We start from the raw sequence: 24,018 nt of genomic DNA on the forward strand, positions 1-24,018 counted from the left end.
TAAAAGTAAAATTCACAAATAGTCCTTATCGAATAACATTTCATGAGAAAAACAATAATCCTTTGCATTACCGCACTGCTTTTGATACAATGCGCTTCTATAGAAAAGCATAACAGACATGTTAATGATATGATTCCTGTGGAAGATATCAGAAGTGATATTGATTTTGTGTATCTGAAAATGCAAAAAATGCATCCGGATTTGTATTGGTATATTTCAAAAAAAGAACTGGACCATAAGTTTGACAGCTTAAAAACGACTGTCACCAAACCCATGACAGCTTTGGATTTTTATAAAAAACTAAGCCCAGTTACGAGTGCAGTCGGGCAAGGACATTTGATAGTGTCTCCAAACCAAAGGAAGTACACTAAAAAGGAAATAAAAGCAATTGCAAAGAAAGGAATTGACCCGATTTCGCAGTTTGATTTTGAAATTTTTAATGATAAATTATACATCATCAAAAATAAATCAAACCATAAGAATATAGGAGTCGGTACAGAAGTACTTGCTATGAACAACCAGTCTCCAAAAGATTTTATTAAGGAATACAACAATTGGTTTGCCTCCGACGGTTTTAATACTACATTTAAAAAGAACAGGATTGCTAAATCGCTCAAGATGTTTTATACTTTCGAGCACGGTTTAACGGACAGTATTGTTTATAATTTGAAATTCCATGATACGGTAAATTCAATTTGCATCAAAAGGGATACAATTGCAAGAAAGAAAGAACCAAAAGTGACGCTGACCAAGGAAGCCAAAAGAGCACTTAGCAATAAGAGGTTTGTTGAAGGTTATGAAAAGGAGACAAAGACTTATATGAGGAACCTTAAGTTTATCGAAAAAGACAGCAGCGTAGCTGTGATGACGATTAAAGGGTTTAAAAACGGAGACTACAGCACTTTTTACAAAGAGTCTTTCAAAAAAATAAAAGAATACAAAGCGACTTCTTTAATTATTGATTTAAGAAACAATACCGGTGGGAGGATGAGTGAAATAGCAAATCTGTATGCCTATCTCGCCGATACTTCTTTTGTTTTTACTCAAGATTATAAAGTAGCTTCCAAAACAAGTCTGTTTCGTGCTGAATATTTCAAAAGCGGCGGTATAGGAGGTAAAATTGCTAAAGGAATTGCTTCTCCTATCTATTATGGTTTTATGTTTTTTAAAGTCAGAAAAGGCGAGGACGGTTTGTATTATTACCATACTTCCCGCTCCAAAATGAAAGAACCTAGAGAGAATGCTTTTTTCGGTAAAATATATGTATTGATTAATGGTGGCAGTTTTTCCGCTTCAAGTATTATTTCTTCAGATTTAAAAGGCTCTAAGAGGGCTTATTTCGTTGGAGAAGAAACCGGAGGCGCTTACAATGGTTCCGTGGCAGGTTTTATGCCGCTTGTTACATTACCAAAATCCAAAGTCAAGGCACGTATCGGTTTAATGGCTGTGAGGCCTTATTATCAAAGTAACGTTGAAGGAAGGGGTATTTTTCCTGATAGGGAAATCATTCCTACGCTGGAAGACAGGATTAATAGCGTCGATCCGGAAATGGATTGGATTCTGAAAGACATTAAGAAGTAGTTCTAATGACGTAATTTCTACTGTTTAAATTTCATATTTTTATTGTTTGTCTTCCTTGGTGTTTTTCTGATTTGGAAATACAAAAGAACTGCTAGGTAAAAATTTGTAGTATTTTTCTCTTTTATTGATTGGGAATAGTTATTTTTATACTCGAAAAAAATAAACCTAACCTAATTAAAACCTACTAAAAATGAAAAAAATAGCGATTTTACTCCTGCTAATTCTTTCTTCTGCCTCAATTCAAGCTCAAAATAAAAGTGAAAATCTAAAAGTTATCTGGCCGGAAGAATACAAATGGAAAGTCGGCGCAAATCAGGAAAGTGAGGCGTCTCATTTTACAGAATTGATTCCTGAAAAAGAAACATTGGACAACTGGACAATTATCGGAACCATGATGTCTTTGAAAAATGTAACGAATATCCCTATGGATAAAGCGATGAATCTTTTTTATTCGAAAACAAAAAATACCGCTCCGGAAGCTAAATTAACGCTGATTGAAAAAAATGAAGGCGGTAAGAATTCATGGATTTTATTTAAAGTTGAAGCACCAAAATATTTAAATGGTTCAAATCCGGAATCACAGGTGTATTATATTATTCAAGGGAATTCGTCTTTATATGTAAGTATTGTTGGCATTAAAGAGAAAACAATTTCAAAATCATTTGAAGAAAAATGGGGCAAAATTTTTAAATCAAGTCAGATTGTTTTAGAATAAAAATCTCCTCAATATATTTTATCGTCGCATCCGACATACACACACCTGATTGATTATATTCTGTCAGGTGTGTGTGTTAATTACTAAAGTTCTAAAGATTTCTGAAGTAACAGCATGGGTATTTCTTTCCGTTAAATAAAACTTAAATTAATTAACAAAATAAAATCTACGGCTAACTTTACTGAGTAATTTTTTTATTTTAAATTAACACTATGAAAAATACCCTATTTACTTCTCTTTTTCTGATTGTAATCCAACAGCTTTCGGCTCAAAATACTACCCGTCGGGATTCGCTTCAAGGAGGTTTAAGACTGGAAAGAACATGTTTTGATGTACAACGTTATGATTTGAATATTAAAATTAATCCGGAGGATAAATCGATTGTAGGTTATAATGATGTTACTTTTAAGGTAGTTGAAAATACACGTAAAATTCAATTGGATTTATTCGAAAATATGCAAATTGACAGTATTGTTTTAAATGCTAAAAAACTGAATTTTGTCAGAGAAGAAATTGCTGTTTTTATTTCATTTCCAAATGAACTGGCCAAGGATTCAGAACAGAAACTACGTTTTTACTATTCAGGAAAGCCGATCATTGCAAAAAGAGCACCTTGGGATGGCGGATTTGTTTTCACTCAGGATTCAAAGGGGAAACCATGGATTGGTGTTGCCGTACAAGGAACTGGAGCAAGCTTGTGGTATCCTGTAAAAGATTCTCAAAGCGATGAGCCGGATTTTGGCGCCAGCATTAAAATTGCCGTTCCTAACGGATTGATGAATGTTTCCAATGGGCGGTTTATGGGAAGTGAGGATTTAAAAAACGGTTACACCCGTTGGGACTGGGAAGTTAAAAATCCAATTAATACTTATGATATAACAGCTAATATTGCTGATTATGCACACATCCATGATAATCACAAAGGGCTTGACTTAGATTATTATGTGCTGCGTGAAAATGAAGATAAAGCCCGTAAACATTTTGAAGAAGTAAAACCGATGATGGATTGTTTTCAGTCAAAATTCGGAACGTATCCTTTTTCTGAAGACGGTTATAAATTGGTTGAAACACCTTATCTCGGCATGGAGCACCAAAGCGCCGTTGCTTACGGAAACCACTATTTGCAAGGATATTTGGGAAATGATTTGTCAAATACAGGAATTGGATTGTTGTTTGATTTCATTACGATACATGAAAGTGGTCACGAATGGTTCGGAAACAGTATTACCAGTAAAGATATCGCTGATATGTGGATCCACGAAGGGTTTACACAATACTCTGAAATTGTTTTTGTAGAATGCCAGTTTGGGTATCAAAAAGCGATGCAATACGCGAATGGTTTGAAAGATAACGTAAATAATGACCAGCCAATCATAGGCCAATATGGAGTAAATAAAGAAGGATCGGGTGATATGTATCCAAAAGGCGCGCTGATGCTCAACACTATCAGACACATTGTAAACGATGATGCAAAATGGTGGAAAATGCTTTTGAAATATTCAGAAACGTACAGAAAGAAAATTATTGATACTAAAACAGTGGTTGATTTCTTCAATACTGAATCCGGAATTAATCTGACTCCAGTCTTCAATCAGTATCTGCGCTATACTACCATTCCTGAATTGGAATTCAGAAAAGAAAAGAGCGGCATCGAATTCCGATGGAAAACAGATGAACCTGGTTTTGTAATGCCAGTTGATGTTATGATTAAAGATAAAAAGGTGAGACTTAACGGTACAAACGACTGGAAAAAATTGGAAGAAAAAGTAAAATCAATTGACAATATCAAAGTACTGAAAAATAATTTTTTTATAAAAAGCTGATTTTAAGTAGGTTATTTCTATCAGATTTAGTAAATTAGTTTAAGTAATTTAAAACTAATTAATATGGGAACTGTTAAGAGCTTAAACAAATGGGCTAATGCCCACACGTATTATCCAATAGATATTTTACGGATTATTGTCGGTATATTTTTGTTTACCAAAGGGGTTTCATTTATTACAGATACAGAATATTACACGCAATTGGTTCAGCCAATTAAAAATATAGGAGGAGGAATGCTTTTTGTGCATTATATCATTGCTGCTCACATGGTAGGTGGGATTATGATTGTTTTCGGATTGCTTACCAGATGGGCGATAATGGCACAGCTTCCTATTTTACTGGCGGCATTTTTAATCAATTTTATAGGAGAAATGCACATCGGTAATTTAATACTTTCCTTACTTCTTTTTGTCATTTGCGTTTTCTTCCTATTTTATGGAAGCGGAAAAAATTCAGCAGATTATTACTTCAAAATGCAACAATAAACGAATCATATTTCAAAGAAAAAGGCCTAAACATCATTTGTTCAGGCCTTATTTTATTTCTCTTCTTTTTGTCCCATCATCATCAGGTAGGCTTTCAGGAATTCATCTAAATTCCCATTCATCACACCATCAACATCACTGGTTTCAAACTGAGTTCGTACATCTTTAATCAGTTTATACGGATGCAAAACATAATTACGGATTTGTGAACCCCATTCGATTTTCATTTTTCCAGCTTCGATATCAGCACGCTGTTCCATTTGCTTTTTCAGTTCAATCTCATACAACTGGGATCGTAACATCTGCATGGCGCGGTTTCGGTTGTCATGCTGTGAGCGCGTTTCAGAACATTGGATCTGGATTCCCGTTGGCTTGTGCAATAACTGGACTTTGGTTTCCACTTTATTTACATTTTGTCCACCAGCACCACTGGATCTTGCAGTCGTAATTTCAATATCTGCAGGGCTAATCTCAATCTCAATGGTATCATCTACTAAAGGATACACATACACAGAAGCAAACGAAGTATGGCGTTTCGCGTTACTGTCAAATGGTGAAATTCGTACCAATCGATGAACACCGTTTTCACCTTTCAGATAGCCAAAAGAATAATCACCTTCAAACTCCAGCGTAACGGTTTTTATACCTGCTACATCACCTTCCTGAAAGTTCAGTTCTTTAATCTTATAACCATTTTTTTCGCCCCACATCATATACATCCGCATCAGCATTGAAGCCCAGTCACAACTTTCGGTACCACCGGCACCGGCTGTAATTTGTAAAACGGCACTCATGCTGTCACCTTCTTCCGAAAGCATGTTTTTAAACTCAATGTTCTCTATATGATTGTTTGTTATTTCATACAGTTCATCAAGTTCTGCTTCGGAAAGTTCACCTTCTTTATAAAAATCGTAGGCAATCTGAAGTTCATCTCTTAAGTTGATGGCTTTTTCATAATCCTCAACCCATTTTTTCTTTGAGCGTAAATTCCTGACAATGATTTCGGCTTCTTTTGCATTGTTCCAAAAATCGGGAGCAAAAGTCTTCTCTTCTTCGTTAGTAATTTCTATTAATTTGGCATCAATGTCAAAGATACCTCCTCAACGCACCAAGGCGCTCTACAATACCTTTTATTTGTTCGGTATTTGTCATAAATAATATTATTTTTGATAAATTTTTATTGGAAGCTATTTCCCGCTTTCCCCTTTATCTCGCTTCGTTGCACTACGCGAGGATATCGGTTCAATCGGGGCTAGTTTCACCTTTAGAATAAAACAAAAGTACTATTCATTTTATAATTATGGAAATAAATTTAGTTAGCGATACAGTAACGAAGCCCACGCAGGAAATGTTACAAGCCATGTTCCAGGCAAAAGTAGGGGACGACGTTTACAAGCAAGACCCTACGGTAAACGCCTTAGAAGAGAAAGTAGCCAATATGTTCGGAATGGAAGCCGCTTTGTTTTTTCCTTCAGGAACCATGGCGAACCAAACAGCTATAAAATTGCATACCAATCCCGGCGAACAGATAATCTGCGATAAATGGTCTCATATTTACCATTATGAAGGAGGAGGAGCGTCATTTAATAGCGGTGTTTCCTGTAATTTGGTAGATGGAAACCGAGGAATGATTACAGCAGATCAGGTTAAGAATGCAATCAATGATCCTGAATTTTACCATGCTCCGTTAACCAGTCTGATAAGCATCGAAAATACAACAAACAAAGGTGGTGGTGCTTGTTATGAGATAGAAACTTTAAAAGAAATCAAACAGGTTTGTGTTCAGAATAAATTAAAATACCATTTAGACGGAGCCCGGCTATGGAATGCGTTGATAGCTAAAAAGCAATCCCCAAGACAATTTGGAGAATTGTTCGATACTATTTCCGTTTGTTTTTCAAAAGGTTTGGGAGCTCCTGTAGGATCGGTTTTAGTTTCAGATGCGGCAACAATAAAAAGAGCATTGCGTGTCCGCAAGATTTTTGGAGGAGGAATGCGTCAGGCCGGTTATTTGGCTGCAGCCGGAATTTATGCGCTGGACAATCATTTAGAACGTTTGGCAGACGATCACAGACGCGCAAAGGAATTAGGAAGTGTACTTCAACAATTACCTTGGGTAGCCTCAATTGAACCTTTGGAAACCAATATTTTAATATTCTCAATCCAACCTTACTTAAGTGAGAAAAACATTATCGAGAAATTGAAAGAAAAAGGAATTCACATCAGTTCAATGGGTCAAGGAAAATTACGTATCGTAACGCATTTAGATTACCGTCAGGTGATGCATGAATATGTATTGGAAGTATTGCCTAAAGTTGTGATGTAAAAGTTATAGTATATATAGTATAAAAAAGCAGGGAACTAATTCCCTGCTTTTTTATTATTTAAACATATCCATTCCGGGAATATTAGGCATTCCGTCTTTAGCGGCAGCGGCTAATTCGGCTTCATTTATATTGGATGCTTTTACAATAGCTTTGTTTAAAATAAGAAGCAGATAATCCTCTAATTGCTCCTTGTCATTCAAAAGGGAATCGTCTATTGTAATCGATTTTATTTTTCTATTGGCTGTTACTGTTGCTTTAAGTAAGCCGTCATTGCTTTGTTCGTCTATTAAAACAAAATCCAGTCTTTTTTTAGTTTCTTCAATTTTCTGCTGGGCTTCTTTTAGTTTTCCCATCATTCCCATCATATCTCCAAACATTTTTTTATTTTTTAAAATTAGCCGTAAAATTACCAAATTATAACAAACAGAGACAACTTATTTATTATAAAAAACTACTTCTATTTGGGTTTTTATATAGTATTTTTGCACAAACATTTAACATTAGAACTGCCTGAAAAATGACTAAAATAATACCTCCTGTTGCTAAAATTATTCCGCATATTCTTGAAAAACATAACGACGTCAGAATAGATAATTATTATTGGCTAAACGATAGGGAGAACCCGGAAGTCATTGATTATTTGAATAAAGAGAACAAATATTACAATGAAATGACAGCTCATACAAAAGATTTTCAAAAATCTTTGTTTGAAGAAATGAAATCCCGTATCAAAGAAGACGATGAGTCGGTTCCTTACTTATACAATGGCTATTATTACATCACTCGCTTTGAAATAGGGCAGGATTATCCTATTCATTCCCGTAAGAAAGGTAGTTTAGAGGCTCCTGAGGAAATTATGTTCGATTGTAATGAAATGGCTAAAGGAAATGCTTATTTTCAATTAGGAGGCGTGAGCGTAAGTCCAGACAATCAATTTGCCACTTTTGCAGTTGATAAAAAAGGAAGAAGAATTTATACTATTCAAATTAAAAACCTGATTACAGGAGAAATTCTTTCGGATAAAATAGAAAACACGAGTGGAGGTTCGGTTTGGGCTAATGATAATCAGACAATTCTGTACACACATCAGGATAAAAAAACATTGCGTTCTGATAAAATTTTCAAACACAAATTTGGAACAGATTCAAAAGAAGATGTACTGGTTTTTCACGAAAAAGACGATACTTTCAGTGTGTATGTTTACAAAGAAAAATCTAAAAAATACCTTGTTATCGGATCTTCAAGTACTTTGACATCTGAATACCAAATTTTAAATGCGAATACACCAGATGAAGAATTTACAGTATTCCAGCCTCGTGTTCGCGGATTAGAATACACCATTTCACATTTTGAGGATGCTTTTTATGTTTTGACCAATAAAGATGAAGCAACTAATTTTAAATTGATGAAAACGCCGGAAGCGGCAACATTAAAGAAGAATTGGGCCGATGTAATTCCGCATCGTGAAGACGTGCTCTTAGAAGATATTGAAATTTTCAAAGATTATCTGGTTGTCGAAGAGCGAAATAACGGCTTGACAAAACTTCGTATTATGCCTTGGAGTGGGACAGAAGAGTATTATCTTCCGTTTGAAAGTGAAACTTATAGTGCTTACACTTCTACAAACGTTGATTTCGACACTAATATCCTTCGTTATGGATACCAGTCACTGACAACTCCTTCTTCGGTTATTGATTTTAATATGAAAGCTAAAACCAAAGAAATTAAAAAAGAACAGCAAGTTTTAGGCGGAAATTTTGATAAATCCAATTATGTGGAAAAAAGAATTTGGGTGATAGCTCAGGATGGGGCCAAAGTGCCTATTTCTATGATTCACAGAAAAGAAATCACGCAAAACGGTAAAAATCCATTGTTGCAATATGCTTACGGATCTTACGGATATTCTATGGACTGTACGTTTTCAACCACAAGATTAAGCTTACTTGACAGAGGGTTTATTTTTGCAATTGCCCATATTCGAGGCGGTGAGGATTTAGGAAGACCGTGGTATGAAAACGGGAAATTGTTAAAAAAGAAAAATACTTTCAGCGATTTCATCGATTGCTCTAAATTTTTGATTTCATCCAATTATACTTCGGCCGAACATTTATATGCTGAAGGAGGTTCTGCGGGAGGATTATTGATGGGAGCTGTCATCAACACTGCACCGGAATTATACAACGGTGTAATTGCTCAAGTGCCTTTTGTGGATGTAATTACTACTATGTTAGATGATTCCATTCCGTTAACTACCGGAGAATATGATGAATGGGGTAATCCGAATGAAAAAGAATATTATGATTATATGCTTTCTTATTCGCCTTATGACAACGTAAAAAAACAAAAATACCCTAATATGTTAATTACTACAGGATTACATGATTCTCAAGTACAATACTGGGAACCGGCGAAATGGATAGCAAAATTAAGAACATTAAAAACTGACACAAATCTATTGTATTTGAATACTAATATGGATGCTGGTCATGGTGGGGCTTCAGGGCGTTTTGAAGCACTTAAAGAGATAGCTAAGGAATTTAGTTTTTTATTAGATTTAGAAGGAATTCAAAAGTAATTGAAAATTTTTTTATAGATTTGCAGAGTTTTGGGTATATTTATAATTCAAAATTTAATGCCACGATTTACTATTATATGGGAAAAGATATTATAGCTTACAATAATGTATTGGAACTGATTGGTAATACACCACTTATTAAAATCAATAAAATTACTGAAAGTTTAAAAGGTAAATTTTATGCTAAAGTGGAAGCCTTTAATCCGGGTCATTCTACTAAAGACAGAATTGCTTTATACATTATTGAAGAAGCTGAAAGGCAAGGCATACTAAAACCTGGAGATACTATTATAGAAACCACTTCTGGTAATACAGGATTCAGTTTGGCTATGGTTAGTATTATTAAAGGATACGAATGCATTCTTGCCGTAAGTTCAAAATCTTCTGCTGATAAAATAGATATGTTGCGTAGCATGGGTGCTAAAGTTTATGTTTGCCCGGCTCACGTATCTGCTGATGATGAACGTTCATACTACAATGTAGCAAAGCGTTTGCATGAAGAAACAAAAGGTTCGGTATATATTAATCAGTATTTTAATGATTTAAATATTGAAGCACATTATAGAACTACCGGTCCTGAAATCTGGGAACAGACAAATGGAAAAATCACGCATTTAATTGCTTGTACGGGTACCGGAGGAACACTTTCCGGAGCTGCAAAATACTTAAAGGAACAAAATCCAAATATTAGGATTTTAGGCGTTGATGCTTTTGGTTCGGTAATTAAGAAATACCATGAAACCAAAGAGTTTGACAACGATGAGATTTATCCATACAGAATTGAAGGATTAGGTAAGAACTTGATTCCTACTGCAACAGATTTCGATATTATTGATAAGTTTGTTAAAGTGACCGATGAAGAAAGCGCTCACATGACAAGAAATATTGCTAAAACAGAAGGTCTTTTTGTAGGATATACTTCAGGAGCTGTAATGCAGGCGGTTAAGCAATATGCAGAAGAAGGAGAATTTGACGAAAACAGTAATGTTATTGCTATTTTTCCTGATCATGGATCAAGATATATGAGTAAAGTATTCAGTGATGAATGGATGAATGCACAAGGTTTCTTTGATAGCGTAAATGCTGAGGAAGCTCAAAAAATTGAATTTATCAAGTAAGTAATAATTCCAAAGTTTCGGAATGACATAAAAAAACTCCAGATTTTTCTGGAGTTTTTTTATGATTAAAAATCACTGAATTGGAGGTTACTTAAGTTTTTATAAAGTCCATTTTCCATTTTTAACAGCTCTTTATGCGTTCCTTTTTCGGTAATAACTCCTTTGTCAAGCACCAGAATAGTATCGGCGTTTCTAATGGTTGATAATCGATGGGCGATGATAATGCTTGTTCGTCCTTCCATTAGGATTTCTAATGCCTCCTGTACTAATTTTTCACTTTCACTATCTAACGATGATGTAGCTTCGTCTAATATCAAAATACTTGGGTTTTTCAATAAAGCTCTGGCGATGGCTATTCTTTGACGTTGACCACCCGAAAGTTTGATACCTCTTTCACCAACTAAAGTTTCAAATTTTTCAGGGAAACCATTCACAAAATCTAGTGCATTGGCTTGTTTTGCGGCCATGAATATTTCTTCGTCAGTCGCATCAGGCTTTCCGTAAGCAATATTTTCCCGAATACTTCCGCCAAAAAGAATAACATCCTGTGGTACAATACTCATATTACCGCGCAATTGTTCTAAATCGTAGTCGTAAATATTCTTGTCATCAATTAAAATTGAACCACTTTCAATATCATAAAAACGAAGTAATAATGATGAAATAGTAGATTTTCCTGCGCCACTTGGTCCTACAATTGCAATTTTTTGACCAAAACCAGCAGTAAAACTGACACCTCTTAGTACCTGAATCTCTTTTCTTGAAGGATAACTGAAAGCTACGTTTTTGAATGTCACATTGCCTTTGATTTTGTCTCTTAACCTATTTCCGGTGCTGTTTATTTTTTCCGGAGTTTCATCCAAAAGTTCAAAAACCCTTTCGGTTGACCCAATAGCTTTTTGGATTTGAGCATACAATTCGGCAATACCTCCAAATGAAGCACCAATAAAAGTAGAATATAATACGAAAGAGATTAATTCTCCAACACCTTTAATTTCTCCATTAATACACAAATTGACACCATACCAAACCACAGCTACAATGGCTCCAAACAGACAGAAAATGATAAACGAGGCAAAATAACCTCTGTATTTTCCGCCTTTGATTGCCAGTTTTACAACTTCTGAAATTTTACCCTCATATCGGGCAATTTCATACCATTCGTTAGCAAATGCTTTTACATTACTTATCCCTTGTAGGGTTTCTTCAACGATAACTTGACTTTCGGCAACCTGATCCTGCACTCTTTTTGAATATTTTCTGATGAACCTTCCAAAAATTACTGCTGCAACGGCTACTACAGGAACTATGGAAAGCATCATTAAAGTTAGCTTAAGACTAATGGTTGCTAAAAAAATGACACCACCAATAATTAGAATAAACTGACGTAAAAATTCAGCAATTGTTGTTGTTAATGTATCCTGAATCTGAGAAATATCAGAACTGATTCTGCTGTTTAATTCGCCAACGCGCTTTTGTGAAAAGAAAGACATAGGCAATTTTATCAAATTACTGTACAAAGCCAAACGAATATTGGCCAAAGTATTTTCGGTAAAATTGATGAACAATGACAAACGGAAAAAAGAGAAGAAGGATTGTAAAAACAGGATTCCCATAAGGATTAAGGCAATGTTTCTAGCCTCTGCTAAATCTTTTGCGTTAACACAATCTACCAACATTCCCATTAATTTAGGAAATGCGAGAGCAGTTGCTCCTGTCATTAACAGAAAAACCAAACCAACATAGAATTTCCATTTGTGGTTCCCGGCATATTTGAATATAAGTAAGGATTTATTAAGAGTCGCCTTATTAAGTTTTGCTTTTGGCAAATCATTTTCTTTGAATCTGGCCATGTTTTTTATTGTAAAAGTAAATAATGCAGAATGATTTCGTATGTATTTTTTATGCAAAAAACTCCATCTTGTTAAAAAACGAGACGGAGTTTTAATAGTGTATTTATTGAAGCTTATAGTTCGACCATAGTATGATATACGTTCATCACGTCATCATCCTCTTCGATTTTTTCCAATAATTTTTCAACATCTGCCACTTGGTCAGGCGTTAATTCTTTAGTAATTTGCGGAATTCGTTCAAAACCGGAAGATAAAATTTCCATATTCCTGTTTTCTAATTCTTTTTGGATAGCACCAAAACTTTCAAAAGGAGCGTACATTAAAATTCCATCTTCGTCAGCGAAAATTTCTTCTACACCAAAGTCAATCATTTCCAGTTCCAGTTCTTCAACATCTTGTCCTTCAGCCGGAATTCGGAAATTACACGTATGATCAAACATGAATTCTACTGAGCCCTGAGTACCCATTGTTCCGTTACATTTGTTAAAATAACTTCTGATATTGGCTACAGTTCTGTTGTTGTTGTCTGTTGCTGTTTCAATCAGAATTGCTATTCCGTGCGGTGCGTACCCTTCAAATAAGACTTCCTTAAAGTTAGCCGTGTCTTTGTCAGATGCTTTTTTGATAGCGCGTTCAACGTTATCTTTTGGCATATTTGCCGACTTTGCATTTTGGATAACTGCTCTTAATCTTGAGTTTGTCTCAGGATTTGGACCACCTTCCTTAACAGCCATTACAATATCTTTTCCTATTCTTGTAAACGTTTTTGCCATTGCTGACCAACGTTTCATCTTTCTTGCTTTTCTAAATTCGAATGCTCTTCCCATTTCTATATGAGTTTATTTTATTTAAAAGTTTGCTTTGCCTGTTCGTTATTATTGGAAACAGATTCAAGCTGCAAAATTAAATTTTTATACTAACGAAAAACTTTGCCGCTTTGGTACACATTAACTTTGTTACTGCTTTTTGTAAAAAGGTAATTTAACTACTTTAGCAGGAACATCATTTTTTCTGATTCGGATAAAAATCTCACTGTCAACAGCGGCTAAAGAGATAGGCACATAACCCAAACCAATCCCAACATTCATAGAAGGCGACATAGTTCCAGAAGTTACAACTCCAATTACGTTTCCAGATGCGTCAACAATTTCGTAATCATGACGAGGCACGGCACGCTCCTGCATTTCAAAAGCCACTAATTTTTTAGATACGCCTTCTTCTTTTTGCTTTTTCAAATTAGCTGAATTGGTGAATTCTTTATCGAATTTGGTAATCCATCCTAAACCAGCCTCAAGTGGCGATGTAGTGTCATTAATGTCGTTTCCGTACAAACAGAATCCCATTTCCAAACGCAATGTATCACGAGCAGCCAATCCGATAGGTTTAATACCGAAGGCAGCTCCAGCTTCAAAAACTTTATTCCAGATAGTTTCAGCATCTTCATTTTTGAAATAAATCTCAAATCCGCCTGAACCTGTATAGCCTGTTGCAGAAATGGTTACTTCTTTTACACCCGCAAATTCGCCAATCTGAAAAGAATAATATGGCATATTTACTAAATCGATAGAAGTTAGTGTTTGCATTGCTTCAGCTGCTTTTGGTCCCTGAATAGCTAACAAAGAGTATCCGTCAGACAAATTTTGCATATCTACACCCAAATCATTATGAGATGAAATCCAGTTCCAGTCTTTTTCAATATTAGAAGCGTTTACAACCAGCATATAGTGGTTATCGGCTATTTTATAAACGATCAAATCGTCAACAATTCCACCTTCATTATTTGGAAGACAAGAATATTGAGCCTTTCCGTCTACTAATTTTGAAGCGTCGTTTGAAGTTATTTTTTGAATTAAAGCCAACGCATTTTCGCCTTTCAAGAAAAATTCTCCCATGTGGGAAACATCAAAAACACCGACACCGTTACGAACTGTTTCGTGTTCTGCGTTTACTCCTTCATATTGCACAGGCATATTGTAACCTGCAAACGGAACCATTTTAGCTCCTAAACTTTCGTGAACCTGCGTTAATGCTGTATTTTTCATTTAGTAATGTTATAAAATTTGAAGTGGCTAATTTATTCTTTTTATTTTGAGTATCAAAGTATCGGCAAGGCAATTTATTGGCTCAATAATAGCAGGTTAATTATTCAGAATATTTTTTAGCTCATCATAAGTTTCAATTTTATGGCTGATTTTCTTTTTGTCCAAAACACTTTGAATTTGTTGAGGAATTGGAAGTTGTATGTTTAAACTGGATTCTACAATTTCAGAAAATTTAATCGGATGTGCCGTTTCAAGAAAAATTCCAATGCTGTCTTGGTGCTTTTCTAATTCCTTTTTTAAACCCAAATAACCAATTGCTCCATGAGGTTCGGTAATGTAGTGTTGTTGTTTGTATATGTTCTGTAAAGCGTCTTTTGTTTCTTCATCGGTAAACGAAAAGGCAGAAAAATCTTTTTTAAACAATTCTAAATCATCATTGTACAATTCTCTTATTCGAACAAAATTACTCGGATCGCTTACATCCATTGCGTTTGACAATGTTGCTATCGTTGGATTTGGTTCGTATTTTCCTTTTTCTATAAATCGGGGAACAGTATCATTTGCATTGGTCGAAGCCACAAAATGGGCGATAGGCAGTCCGAGACGTTTGGCCATGATACCGGCGCAGATATTTCCGAAATTACCGCTGGGACATGATAGTACAATAGATTTGTTGTGTTTTTTTAATTCTTTGTAGGCAAAGAAAAAGTAAAACATCTGCGGCAACCATCGGGCAATGTTTATAGAGTTGGCAGAAGTAAGATTCTTTGCTTTAAAATCAGGATCTAAAAAAGCTTTCTTTACCATAGCCTGGCAATCATCGAAAGTTCCGTTCACTTCCAATGCCTTGATATTTTTACCCAATGTGGTGAGTTGAAGTTCTTGAAAATGACTCACTTTTCCACTTGGATACAGTATAATAACATCAACATTTTTTACTTCCAGAAAGCCACTGGCAACAGCACCTCCGGTATCACCTGATGTAGCTACAAGTACAGTTACTTTTTTGTCGTTATTCCGATTGAAATAGCTCAGACAGCGTGACATAAATCGGGCGCCAACATCTTTAAAAGCCATTGTCGGACCATGATAGAGTTCCAAAGAGAAAATGGTTGGTGAAACAGGAATGACTGGAAAATCAAAATTCAATGTCTCTTTGATGATTTGTTTTAATTCCATCTCAGGTATTTCTTCTCCTGTAAATTGCCGGATTACCTGAAAAGCAATTTCTTCATTACTTAAATCTTCAATGGTATTGTAAAAAGAGGAGGGAAGCGGTGTTATCGTTTCAGGAAAATACAAACCACTGTCTGGAGCTAATCCATTAACAACGGCTTCCTTAAAATTGACTTTATGATTTTTAGTAGTAAGACTGTAATATATCATTTCTAAAAAGTTTTATTAATTGATTATTTTTATTCCTTCAGAATTTATTTTAGATACATGGATTTCAAATGGAATTCCAGTATCCAGATACGCTTTATTTATTTCAAATGCGACTTTTTCAGCAGTTTCTAAACCTTTACTTAAAGCATAAATTGATGGCCCTGAGCCTGAAATTCCAGCACCTAAAGCACCACTTTTTAGTGCAATTCCTTTAATAAGCTCAAATTTAGGAATAAATTTTCCTCTCAAAGGTTCAACAATTTCATCATGTAACGAACGATGAATCAGGTCATAATCACTGGTATACAATCCGGCGATTAATCCACCAAGGTTCCCCCACTGTTTGATGGCGCTTTTTAAAGAAACCAATGGTTCTAAAACAGCCCTCATTTCAGATGTTTTTAATTCAATTTGTGGATGAATCACTGTGGCAAACAATTCAGAAGGACTGTCTATTTTTATAATATCCAGTGGATCATAACCTCTGACTAGGGTAAACCCGCCTACAAGTGCCGGGGCAACATTGTCAGCATGTTCACTTCCGCTGGCTAAAGCTTCTCCTTTCATGGCAAATCGAACGAGTTCTTTTCTTGAAAAGGGTTTGCCCATCAATTCATTAATTCCAAAAACGGCTCCTGCTGCGCTTGCTGCTGAACTTCCAATACCGCTTCCAGCTTTTATTTTTTTATGGATATCAATCTCAATTCCAAAATCAGGCTGTATTTCGTCGAGCATAGCCATGGCAGCAACTCCGGCAACATTGTTTATTGTTTCCAAAGGCAAGTCAGCTCCGGTTATTTTTGTAATTCTGATTCCCTTGTTAGCGGTTTTACTCACAATCATTTCATCGCCAATCGTATCAAGACACAAGCCAAGAACATCAAATCCGCAAGATAGGTTCGCAATTGTAGCTGGGCAAAAAAGTTTTATTTGTTCCATTTTTTCTGTTTTAAATAGTACCAATTCGGATTACATCTGCAAAAATTCCTGAAGCGGTAACAGCAGCTCCTGCGCCGGCTCCTTTGATTAACAATGGTTGTTCAGCATACCTGTCAGTGTAAAAGAGCACAATATTGTCTTTTCCTTCGAGATTGTAAAAAGGATGTTCTTTTTCAATATACTGCAATCCGACGCTTGCTTTGCCATTTTCAAATTGTGCTACGTATTTTAAACGACACTCATTTTGTGTGGCCCTTTTAAAAATACTTTCAAAATGAGGAGCATTTGTTTTTAAGGAATTGAAAAAATCAGTGATAGACTCTGCTTCCAAGGATTCCTTTGGCAGGAATGACTCGTTGTTAATTTCGTCAATTTCCATTTGATAGCCGCTTTCACGGATAAGAATCAGTATTTTCCGCATGACATCAACACCACTTAAATCAATTTTTGGATCGGGTTCTGTGTAGCCTTCTTCTTTCGCCTGGCTGACTACACTGTAAAAACTGTTGTCATCGTTAAAATTATTAAAGATAAAATTGAGACTGCCGGATAGTACCGCTTGGATTTTATGAACTTTATCCCCAGAAGCAATTAGGTTTTTTAATGTGTCGATAATAGGTAATCCTGCACCAACATTCGTTTCAAACAAAAAGGGAGCATTGTATTTTTTAGATAGTATTTTTAAATTTTGATACTTTTCAAATTCGGAAGAACAGGCGATTTTATTACAGGTCACAACAGCTACATTCTGCTTTAAGAATTGATCGTAAATGCTGGCAATCGTTGCATTGGCTGTGTTGTCAACAAAAATGCTGTTGCGCAGGTTGAGTTTTTCCACTCTTGAAATAAACTCAGTGATGCAGCTACTGTCTCCATTTTCCAATAATTCTTCCCAATGGTTCAAATGAATGCCTTCCTCATCAAAATACATTTTTTTGGAGTTGGCTATTGCGATTACCCGGATATTGATCTTTAAATTTTCTTTCAGGTATTTTTTTTGCTGATTGATCTGATCTATAAATTTTCCGCCAACATTTCCGACTCCGCTGATAAAGAGGTTTAACTGTTTTGTATTGTCTTCAAAGAATTTTTCATGCAAAGTGTTCAGGGCTTTTTTAACGTCTTTTTTATCAATGACTGCCGAAATATTCCGTTCAGAAGCTCCTTGTGCAATGGCTCTTATATTGACATTGTTTTTGCCGAGTGTGCTGAACATTTTTCCACTTAAACCCTGGTGGCTTTTCATGCTTTCACCTACCAAAGCTATGATGCTGAGATTTTCCTCTACAACCGAAGGATTGATTTTAAATTGTTTTATTTCATATTGGAATTCAGCATCAATGGCCTGTTTGGCCTTTCTTGCCTGATTTTCAGATATGCCAATACATATAGAATGCTCTGAAGAAGCCTGTGTAATGAAAATAATATTGATGGCTTCTTTGGCAATGGCTCCAAAAAGTCTTTTAGAAGCTCCTAAAATACCAATAAGACCGGAGCCTTCCAAAGTAATTAAAGCTATATCTTCAATATGACTTATCCCTTTAATCGGATTATTATTTTCAGGATTAATTTTATTTGAAATTAAAGTGCCTGATGCCAAAGGATCGAACGTATTTCGGATATAAACAGGGATTTGCTTGTTTAAAACCGGCTGAATGGTTGGTGCATATAATACTTTGGCACCAAAATGAGAAAGTTCCATTGCTTCGCTGTATGTGATGTATGGAATTGGAATTGCCTGCTTTACGATTTTTGGGTTTGCAGTAAACATTCCGCTCACATCTGTCCAAATTTCAAGCTGCTCAGCATCTAACGCCGCTGCTATTATTGCGGCAGTGTAATCTGACCCACCACGTCCTAGAGTAGTGATATGTCCATCAGAAGATTCGGCTATAAACCCTGGCATGATGGTAATTTCTGCCTGATTTTTATCAAAATAATATTGAATTAAAAAATCAGCAGTTTCAAAATTGACAGCTGCATTGCCATAGTTTGCATCTGTTTTAATCAAATCCCGGCTGTCTGCATAAGCGATTTTATGAGCTGACAGTTTCAGTTTTTCATATAGGATGCGGGAAGAGAGTAATTCGCCATAAGACATGACAACATCAGTTGCTTTACCTGACAATTCTCCTAAGAGGAAACAGCCTGATAATAAGGATTCTAAATGAGTAAAACAGTCGTCTATATAATGTGTTATAGTATTTAGATTTTCTTTTGGCAGCAACTCTTTAACTGTTTCCAGATGTCTGTTTTTGATTTCCTGAAGACTGGATTTATAACTGTCATCTTTAACTTTAGCTTTGTTTATAATGGCAACTAAAGTGTCTGTAACACCACCTAAAGCAGATACTACAACTACTTTTTTACCTTTTTTTTCTGTTATTATAGCTATTGACTTTACTATATTCTGACTGTTGGCTACGGAAGAGCCTCCAAATTTTAAAACGTTCATGATATGTCGGTTTTAAAAGCCACAACATTGGTCCTTATAATGTATAGGAACAATTGAATTGACTTTGATTTATTAAAATGAAATGAAAAATGAGTTGTCTGAAACAACCTGGGCAGTGTTATAAAAATAACACGAGGGCCTAATGGATTATATGTAAAGTGTATACCCCGAAGGGGTAGTTGTTGTAGTTGATGTTGAAACAACAGAAGAAGCAACCGAAAGTCCGGTTGTTACAGAAAGCATATATGTGCTATTGTTGTTTAACATTAAAACAAATATACTTTTTTTTAATTAAAAAGGATACTATAGTTAAAATAATCTTTTAAGTGTAATTTTTGACTTTAAAAGAGGTAAATTTTGTAAATTTAAGTGTTGTTTTAAAAAAATCAGCATGGAACATTTTCTGAAAATTGATCGGACAGAAATCCTCAAACGCTTCAAACCTATGGATAAATTTACTCATAAAGGTATTCAGGGCCATGCATTGATTATTGGTGGAAGTTATGGTAAAGCGGGCTCCGTATGTTTAGCATCGAAAGCGTGCCTGAAATCGGGTGCGGGATTGGTAACGGCCTATATTCCAAAATGCAGTTATGCCATCGTTCAGACGGCTGTTCCTGAAGTTATGGTTATTACAGATGATTATATGGAACATATTGTTTCTATACATTTCAGTATACTGCCTCAAGCAATCGGAATTGGAATAGGAATGGGGCAGCATCCGGATACACAGCATGCCTTTTTTAATTTTATAAAAATGAATAAAATACGATTGGTCATTGATGCTGATGGACTGAATATACTTTCGCAAAACAAAGAATGGTTAGGTTTGTTACCGGAAAAGACCATTTTAACTCCTCATTTGAAAGAGTTGGAAAGATTGATAGGAGCATGGGATTCGCCAGAAGACAGGATGGAAAAAGTGAAATTATTTTCTGCCCAATTTAATGTGATTGTTGTTATAAAAGGAGCTCACACACAGATTGTAGATAAAACAATGGTTTATGAAAATACCACGGGAAATCAATCCTTGGCCACAGCAGGTAGTGGTGATGTACTAACTGGAATAATTACCGGCTTATCGGCCCAGGATTATAGTCCTATTGATGCGGCGATTCTTGGTGTTTACCTTCATGGATTAGCGGCTGACATTGCTCTTCCGGAAACCGGTTATCATTCTTTTATTGCTTCTGACTGTATTGCTTTTTTAGGAAAAGCTTTTTTGAGTTTAGAATACATTTAAATAACAAAAAAGGCTGCCATTCAGACAACCTTTTATATATAAATTACGGAAATATTATATCCCCAATTCCTTAAATTTCTCGATTAATTTAGGATCTGATGGGCGAGGAGCATCTGCTGTGACGATATTTCCATTAGGATCTATTAAAATAAATCTTGGGATACCTTCAATGGCATAATCGGTAACGAATTTTGAGTTCCAATCGTTATCTGCAAATAACTGGATTCCGCCTAATTTTTTTTCTTCTACAAATTTTCTCCATTTTTCGTAATCTTTTTTGGAATCAATAGAAAGACTCACGAATTCAATATTTTTTCCTTTATATTCTTCTTCTACTTTTTGAAGACTTGGGATTTCGCGACGGCAAGGTCCGCACCAGGTAGCCCAAACATCAATGTAAACATATTTTCCTTTCAGGCTTTCCAAAGATGTTTTTCCGCCTTTAAAATTTTCATAATCAAATTTTGGAGAAACACTTCCTGAAATCAAAGTCTTGATCTTATTGAATTTAGTCGTCAGGTCTTCTTTAAATTTTGCATCTGTTGAAAGTGCCATTAACTCATTGTAAAGCGTTATTGCATTCGGATTTCCGGCTCCAACTTCATATGCTACATTTTGAATACGGGCATTTTTTATAGCAACGCTTTTTATTTTCTTTATTTCAGGAATGGCAAAAGTTGCTGTATATTCTGCATCTTCACCTGCTTTACTTTCAATATTCTGACTGAATTTCATTTCGACAATCTGCTTGTAAGTATTTGAAAATAAGAAATCTGCTTCGTTGTCTAAGCTGATGGATTCATCAAATTTCGGAAAAGTTTCAGAAACTTTGAAGTCTTGAATTTTTGCATAATGCACGTGGTAACTCGGGTAATTTATGATTTGAAGCTGCTCTAAATAGTTAATATTATTCGCCTCTTTCCCTTTAAAATAAGAATCCGAAAATTTAGTGTTTTTGTAAACCGCAGTAATCGAAGCTTTTATTTCAGCAATTTTCTTCAGAAAAGGATCTTCATCCAATTTATAAAGTTCTTCATTGGCTACAGCCATAACAATTTTTGATTTTTCAACCATGTATTTATTTTCAACACTTCCTTTACCTGTGAAAACTAAGGTATTGCTGAAATTTTTATCGTCAGCTGAAATATTCAATTTGCATCCTTGTCCTAAATAGATTCCGCCACGGTTATTTTTAGTCGAAAGGGAATAAAAACCTTGATAATCAATAGTGAAAGTTTCTGAAAAAGTCCCATCAGCATTAAGCTTAATTTCTTTTTCAAAAGCTTCACCTCTTAATTTAATTTTTCCGTCTTCCGTATTTGTAATCTTACCGGAAAGCGTAACTGTTTCTTTTGGAGTAGTAAACGAGGCCAGCAATACTACTAACAGCAAATAAAGTGTGTGTTTCATGTTAAGTTTTTTTTAGTTGTCCAAATATAGAAAATATGAGTAACAAATTGTCATAACGAAATACTAATAATAAATCTTGCATTTTAATAATTGTTTACGGAATTTTGAAGTCTAAAAAATAAAAATGAATCCAACACATTATATCACCTCAGATGTTATTTCTATTGAAGAAATTAACCAGATTGTTAACGAAGGAAAAGAAATCGCTCTTTCAGAAGAAGCCAAATTAAATATCGAAAAATGCCGTGCTTATCTTGACGCTAAAATGCTTCATAATGAAACACCTATTTACGGAATAAATACAGGTTTCGGGTCGCTTTATAATGTGACTATTTCCAATGAAAATTTAACTAAGCTTCAGGAAAATTTAGTCAAATCACATGCTTGCGGAACCGGTGATGAAGTGCCACAGGAAATAGTTAAACTGATGTTATTGCTTAAGATCCAATCGTTGAGTTACGGAAATTCAGGAGTACAATTAGTCACAGTAGAACGTTTGGTTGATTTCTATAATAATGATGTTTTACCTGTAATTTATACACAAGGTTCTCTTGGAGCCTCTGGTGATTTAGCTCCTTTAGCTCATTTGTCATTGCCATTGTTAGGAGAAGGAGAAGTATATTTTGAAGGATTCAGACAACCAGCCCAAAAAGTTCTAGACAAAATGGGATGGAAGCCTATCGTTTTGCAATCCAAAGAAGGTTTGGCTTTACTGAATGGAACGCAGTTTATGAGTGCTTATGGAGTATACTCACTATTGAAAATCTCAAGATTATCGTACTTGGCTGATGTTATTGGAGCCATTTCTTTAGAAGGTTTCGATGGACGTATAGAACCTTTCAATGAGCTGATCCACATGGTGCGTCCACACAAAGGACAAATCAATACAGCAAAACGTTTCCAGGAATTATTGGAAGACAGTGAAATTATTGCACAGCCTAAAAAACACGTTCAGGATCCGTATTCTTTCCGTTGTATTCCTCAAGTACACGGAGCATCAAAAGACGCTATTGATTATGCTAAAAAAGTATTTAAGACCGAAATCAATTCGGTTACTGACAATCCAAATATTTTTATAGAAAGCGATATTATTATTTCAGGTGGAAATTTTCACGGGCAACCTTTAGCTTTAGCTTTGGATTTCATGGGAATAGCCATAGCAGAATTAGGAAGTATTTCTGAAAGAAGAACGTATCAGTTAATCTCAGGATTAAGAGAATTGCCTGCGTTTTTGGTAAGCAATCCAGGACTTAATTCTGGGTTTATGATCCCTCAATATACTGCAGCAAGCATTGTGAGCCAAAATAAACAATTGGCTACTCCGGCAAGTATTGACAGTATTGTTTCGTCAAACGGACAGGAAGATCACGTAAGTATGGGGGCTAATGCTGCTACAAAAACACTAAAAATTGTTGAAAATTTAGAACGTATATTAGCTATCGAATTGATGAATGCTTCTCAGGCTATCGAATTCAGAAGGCCTTTAAAATCAAGTGATTTTATTGAAATGTTCCTGAAATCATACCGCGAGGAAGTGCCATTGGTAACAGAAGACAGAATTTTGCATTATGATATCGAAAAATCTATTGCTTTCCTAAACAGTATCCAGATTGATGATTTGGAATAAGACGAAAATATCCGATAAATAAACAAGGCAGCCTGTATGATATAAAACATACAGGCTGTTTCTTTTAAAATTGTTACAGTTCTATTCTAAAACAGAGAAATTTATTTTTAAACTATTGAAGTTTTGTTTCAAGTTGAAGAATATTCGTTTCAAGTTAGAGAATATTTGTTTTAAACAGAAGTTATTTTGTTTTAAGTTGAAGACTATTTGTTTCAAGTTAGAGAATGTTTATTTTAAATAGAAGCTACTTTGTTTTAAGTTGAAGACTATTTGTTTCAAGTTAGAGAGTGTTTATTCTAAATGGAAGCTATTTTGTTTTAAGTTCAAACTATTTTGTTTTAAATTGAAGACTATTTGTTTCAAGTTAGAGGATGTTTATTCTAAATGGAAGCTATTTTGTTTTAAGTTGAAGACTATTTGTTTCAAGTTAGAGGATGT

General features: G+C 35.1%; 18 protein-coding genes. 9 read left to right on the forward strand and 9 right to left on the reverse strand.

Going from position 1 to position 24,018, the window contains the following annotated elements:
* Positions 1 to 42: 42 nt before the first annotated feature.
* The 4 genes from ACRDEC_RS09285 to ACRDEC_RS09300 all read left to right on the forward strand — a co-directional run bounded on the left by ACRDEC_RS09285 (position 43) and on the right by ACRDEC_RS09300 (position 4,605).
* The gene (locus ACRDEC_RS09285; RefSeq protein WP_431498060.1) at positions 43 to 1,581 is read left to right on the forward strand and encodes a S41 family peptidase; all 1,539 of its coding nucleotides are present in this window, start codon (positions 43 to 45) and stop codon (positions 1,579 to 1,581) included.
* A 190-nt stretch (positions 1,582 to 1,771) separates the two neighbouring features.
* Positions 1,772 to 2,296 carry a hypothetical protein gene (locus tag ACRDEC_RS09290; RefSeq protein ID WP_431498061.1) on the forward strand — a complete coding sequence of 175 codons (525 nt, stop codon included), beginning with the start codon at positions 1,772 to 1,774 and terminating at the stop codon, positions 2,294 to 2,296.
* A 212-nt stretch (positions 2,297 to 2,508) separates the two neighbouring features.
* Positions 2,509 to 4,119, forward strand: a complete 1,611-nt coding sequence (locus ACRDEC_RS09295; RefSeq protein ID WP_431498062.1) for a M1 family metallopeptidase — start codon at positions 2,509 to 2,511, stop codon at positions 4,117 to 4,119.
* Between the two features lie 63 nt (positions 4,120 to 4,182).
* Positions 4,183 to 4,605, forward strand: a complete 423-nt coding sequence (locus ACRDEC_RS09300; protein WP_431498063.1) for a DoxX family protein — start codon at positions 4,183 to 4,185, stop codon at positions 4,603 to 4,605.
* A 53-nt stretch (positions 4,606 to 4,658) separates the two neighbouring features.
* Here ACRDEC_RS09300 and prfB read toward each other — a convergent pair.
* Positions 4,659 to 5,757 (reverse strand): peptide chain release factor 2 gene (gene prfB, locus ACRDEC_RS09305; RefSeq protein ID WP_431498064.1). Its coding sequence is split into 2 segments (ribosomal slippage): positions 4,659 to 5,693 and positions 5,695 to 5,757, totalling 1,098 coding nucleotides; the frame shifts between segments, so codons are not numbered across the junction.
* 148 nt (positions 5,758 to 5,905) lie between these two features.
* Between prfB and ACRDEC_RS09310 the strand changes: the two genes are divergently transcribed.
* On the forward strand, positions 5,906 to 6,931 hold the full coding sequence (locus tag ACRDEC_RS09310; protein WP_431498065.1) for a threonine aldolase family protein: 1,026 nt from the start codon (positions 5,906 to 5,908) through the stop codon (positions 6,929 to 6,931).
* A gap of 54 nt (positions 6,932 to 6,985) precedes the next feature.
* Here the strand turns inward: ACRDEC_RS09310 and ACRDEC_RS09315 are convergent, their stop codons facing one another.
* A complete protein-coding gene (locus ACRDEC_RS09315; RefSeq protein WP_431498066.1) occupies positions 6,986 to 7,309 on the reverse strand; it encodes a YbaB/EbfC family nucleoid-associated protein in 324 nt (107 codons plus the stop codon).
* 140 nt (positions 7,310 to 7,449) lie between these two features.
* Here ACRDEC_RS09315 and ACRDEC_RS09320 point away from each other — a divergent pair, with 140 nt between their 5' ends.
* Positions 7,450 to 9,507, forward strand: coding sequence for a S9 family peptidase (locus tag ACRDEC_RS09320; protein ID WP_431498067.1), 2,058 nt, complete (start codon positions 7,450 to 7,452; stop codon positions 9,505 to 9,507).
* A gap of 77 nt (positions 9,508 to 9,584) precedes the next feature.
* Positions 9,585 to 10,625 carry a PLP-dependent cysteine synthase family protein gene (locus ACRDEC_RS09325; RefSeq protein ID WP_431498068.1) on the forward strand — a complete coding sequence of 347 codons (1,041 nt, stop codon included), beginning with the start codon at positions 9,585 to 9,587 and terminating at the stop codon, positions 10,623 to 10,625.
* Between the two features lie 65 nt (positions 10,626 to 10,690).
* On the opposite strand, the gene ACRDEC_RS09330 is transcribed toward ACRDEC_RS09325, so the two are convergent.
* The 6 genes from ACRDEC_RS09330 to thrA all read right to left on the reverse strand — a co-directional run bounded on the left by ACRDEC_RS09330 (position 10,691) and on the right by thrA (position 19,300).
* The gene (locus ACRDEC_RS09330) at positions 10,691 to 12,478 is read right to left on the reverse strand and encodes an ABC transporter ATP-binding protein (RefSeq protein WP_431498069.1); all 1,788 of its coding nucleotides are present in this window, start codon (positions 12,476 to 12,478) and stop codon (positions 10,691 to 10,693) included.
* 113 nt (positions 12,479 to 12,591) lie between these two features.
* Positions 12,592 to 13,305 carry a YebC/PmpR family DNA-binding transcriptional regulator gene (locus ACRDEC_RS09335; RefSeq protein WP_431498070.1) on the reverse strand — a complete coding sequence of 238 codons (714 nt, stop codon included), beginning with the start codon at positions 13,303 to 13,305 and terminating at the stop codon, positions 12,592 to 12,594.
* A gap of 129 nt (positions 13,306 to 13,434) precedes the next feature.
* Positions 13,435 to 14,520, reverse strand: coding sequence for a glycine cleavage system aminomethyltransferase GcvT (gcvT, locus tag ACRDEC_RS09340; protein ID WP_431498071.1), 1,086 nt, complete (start codon positions 14,518 to 14,520; stop codon positions 13,435 to 13,437).
* A 96-nt stretch (positions 14,521 to 14,616) separates the two neighbouring features.
* On the reverse strand, positions 14,617 to 15,906 hold the full coding sequence (thrC, locus tag ACRDEC_RS09345) for a threonine synthase (protein ID WP_431498072.1): 1,290 nt from the start codon (positions 15,904 to 15,906) through the stop codon (positions 14,617 to 14,619).
* Between the two features lie 15 nt (positions 15,907 to 15,921).
* Positions 15,922 to 16,845 (reverse strand): homoserine kinase, encoded by a 924-nt coding sequence (locus tag ACRDEC_RS09350; protein WP_431498073.1) that lies wholly within the window; start codon positions 16,843 to 16,845, stop codon positions 15,922 to 15,924.
* 10 nt (positions 16,846 to 16,855) lie between these two features.
* Positions 16,856 to 19,300, reverse strand: coding sequence for a bifunctional aspartate kinase/homoserine dehydrogenase I (gene thrA / locus ACRDEC_RS09355; RefSeq protein ID WP_431498074.1), 2,445 nt, complete (start codon positions 19,298 to 19,300; stop codon positions 16,856 to 16,858).
* 391 nt (positions 19,301 to 19,691) lie between these two features.
* Between thrA and ACRDEC_RS09360 the strand changes: the two genes are divergently transcribed.
* Entirely contained in the window at positions 19,692 to 20,543 is an 852-nt protein-coding gene (locus ACRDEC_RS09360; protein ID WP_431498075.1) for an NAD(P)H-hydrate dehydratase, read from the forward strand.
* Between the two features lie 54 nt (positions 20,544 to 20,597).
* On the opposite strand, the gene ACRDEC_RS09365 is transcribed toward ACRDEC_RS09360, so the two are convergent.
* Complete coding sequence (locus ACRDEC_RS09365; RefSeq protein WP_431498076.1) at positions 20,598 to 21,953, reverse strand: TlpA family protein disulfide reductase; 1,356 nt, start codon at positions 21,951 to 21,953, stop codon at positions 20,598 to 20,600.
* A 124-nt stretch (positions 21,954 to 22,077) separates the two neighbouring features.
* On the opposite strand from ACRDEC_RS09365, the gene hutH reads away from it, so the two are divergent.
* Positions 22,078 to 23,580 (forward strand): histidine ammonia-lyase, encoded by a 1,503-nt coding sequence (gene hutH / locus ACRDEC_RS09370; protein WP_431498077.1) that lies wholly within the window; start codon positions 22,078 to 22,080, stop codon positions 23,578 to 23,580.
* Positions 23,581 to 24,018 lie beyond the last annotated feature (438 nt).

Source organism: Flavobacterium sp., from assembly GCF_050696275.1.
Taxonomy (GTDB): domain Bacteria; phylum Bacteroidota; class Bacteroidia; order Flavobacteriales; family Flavobacteriaceae; genus Flavobacterium.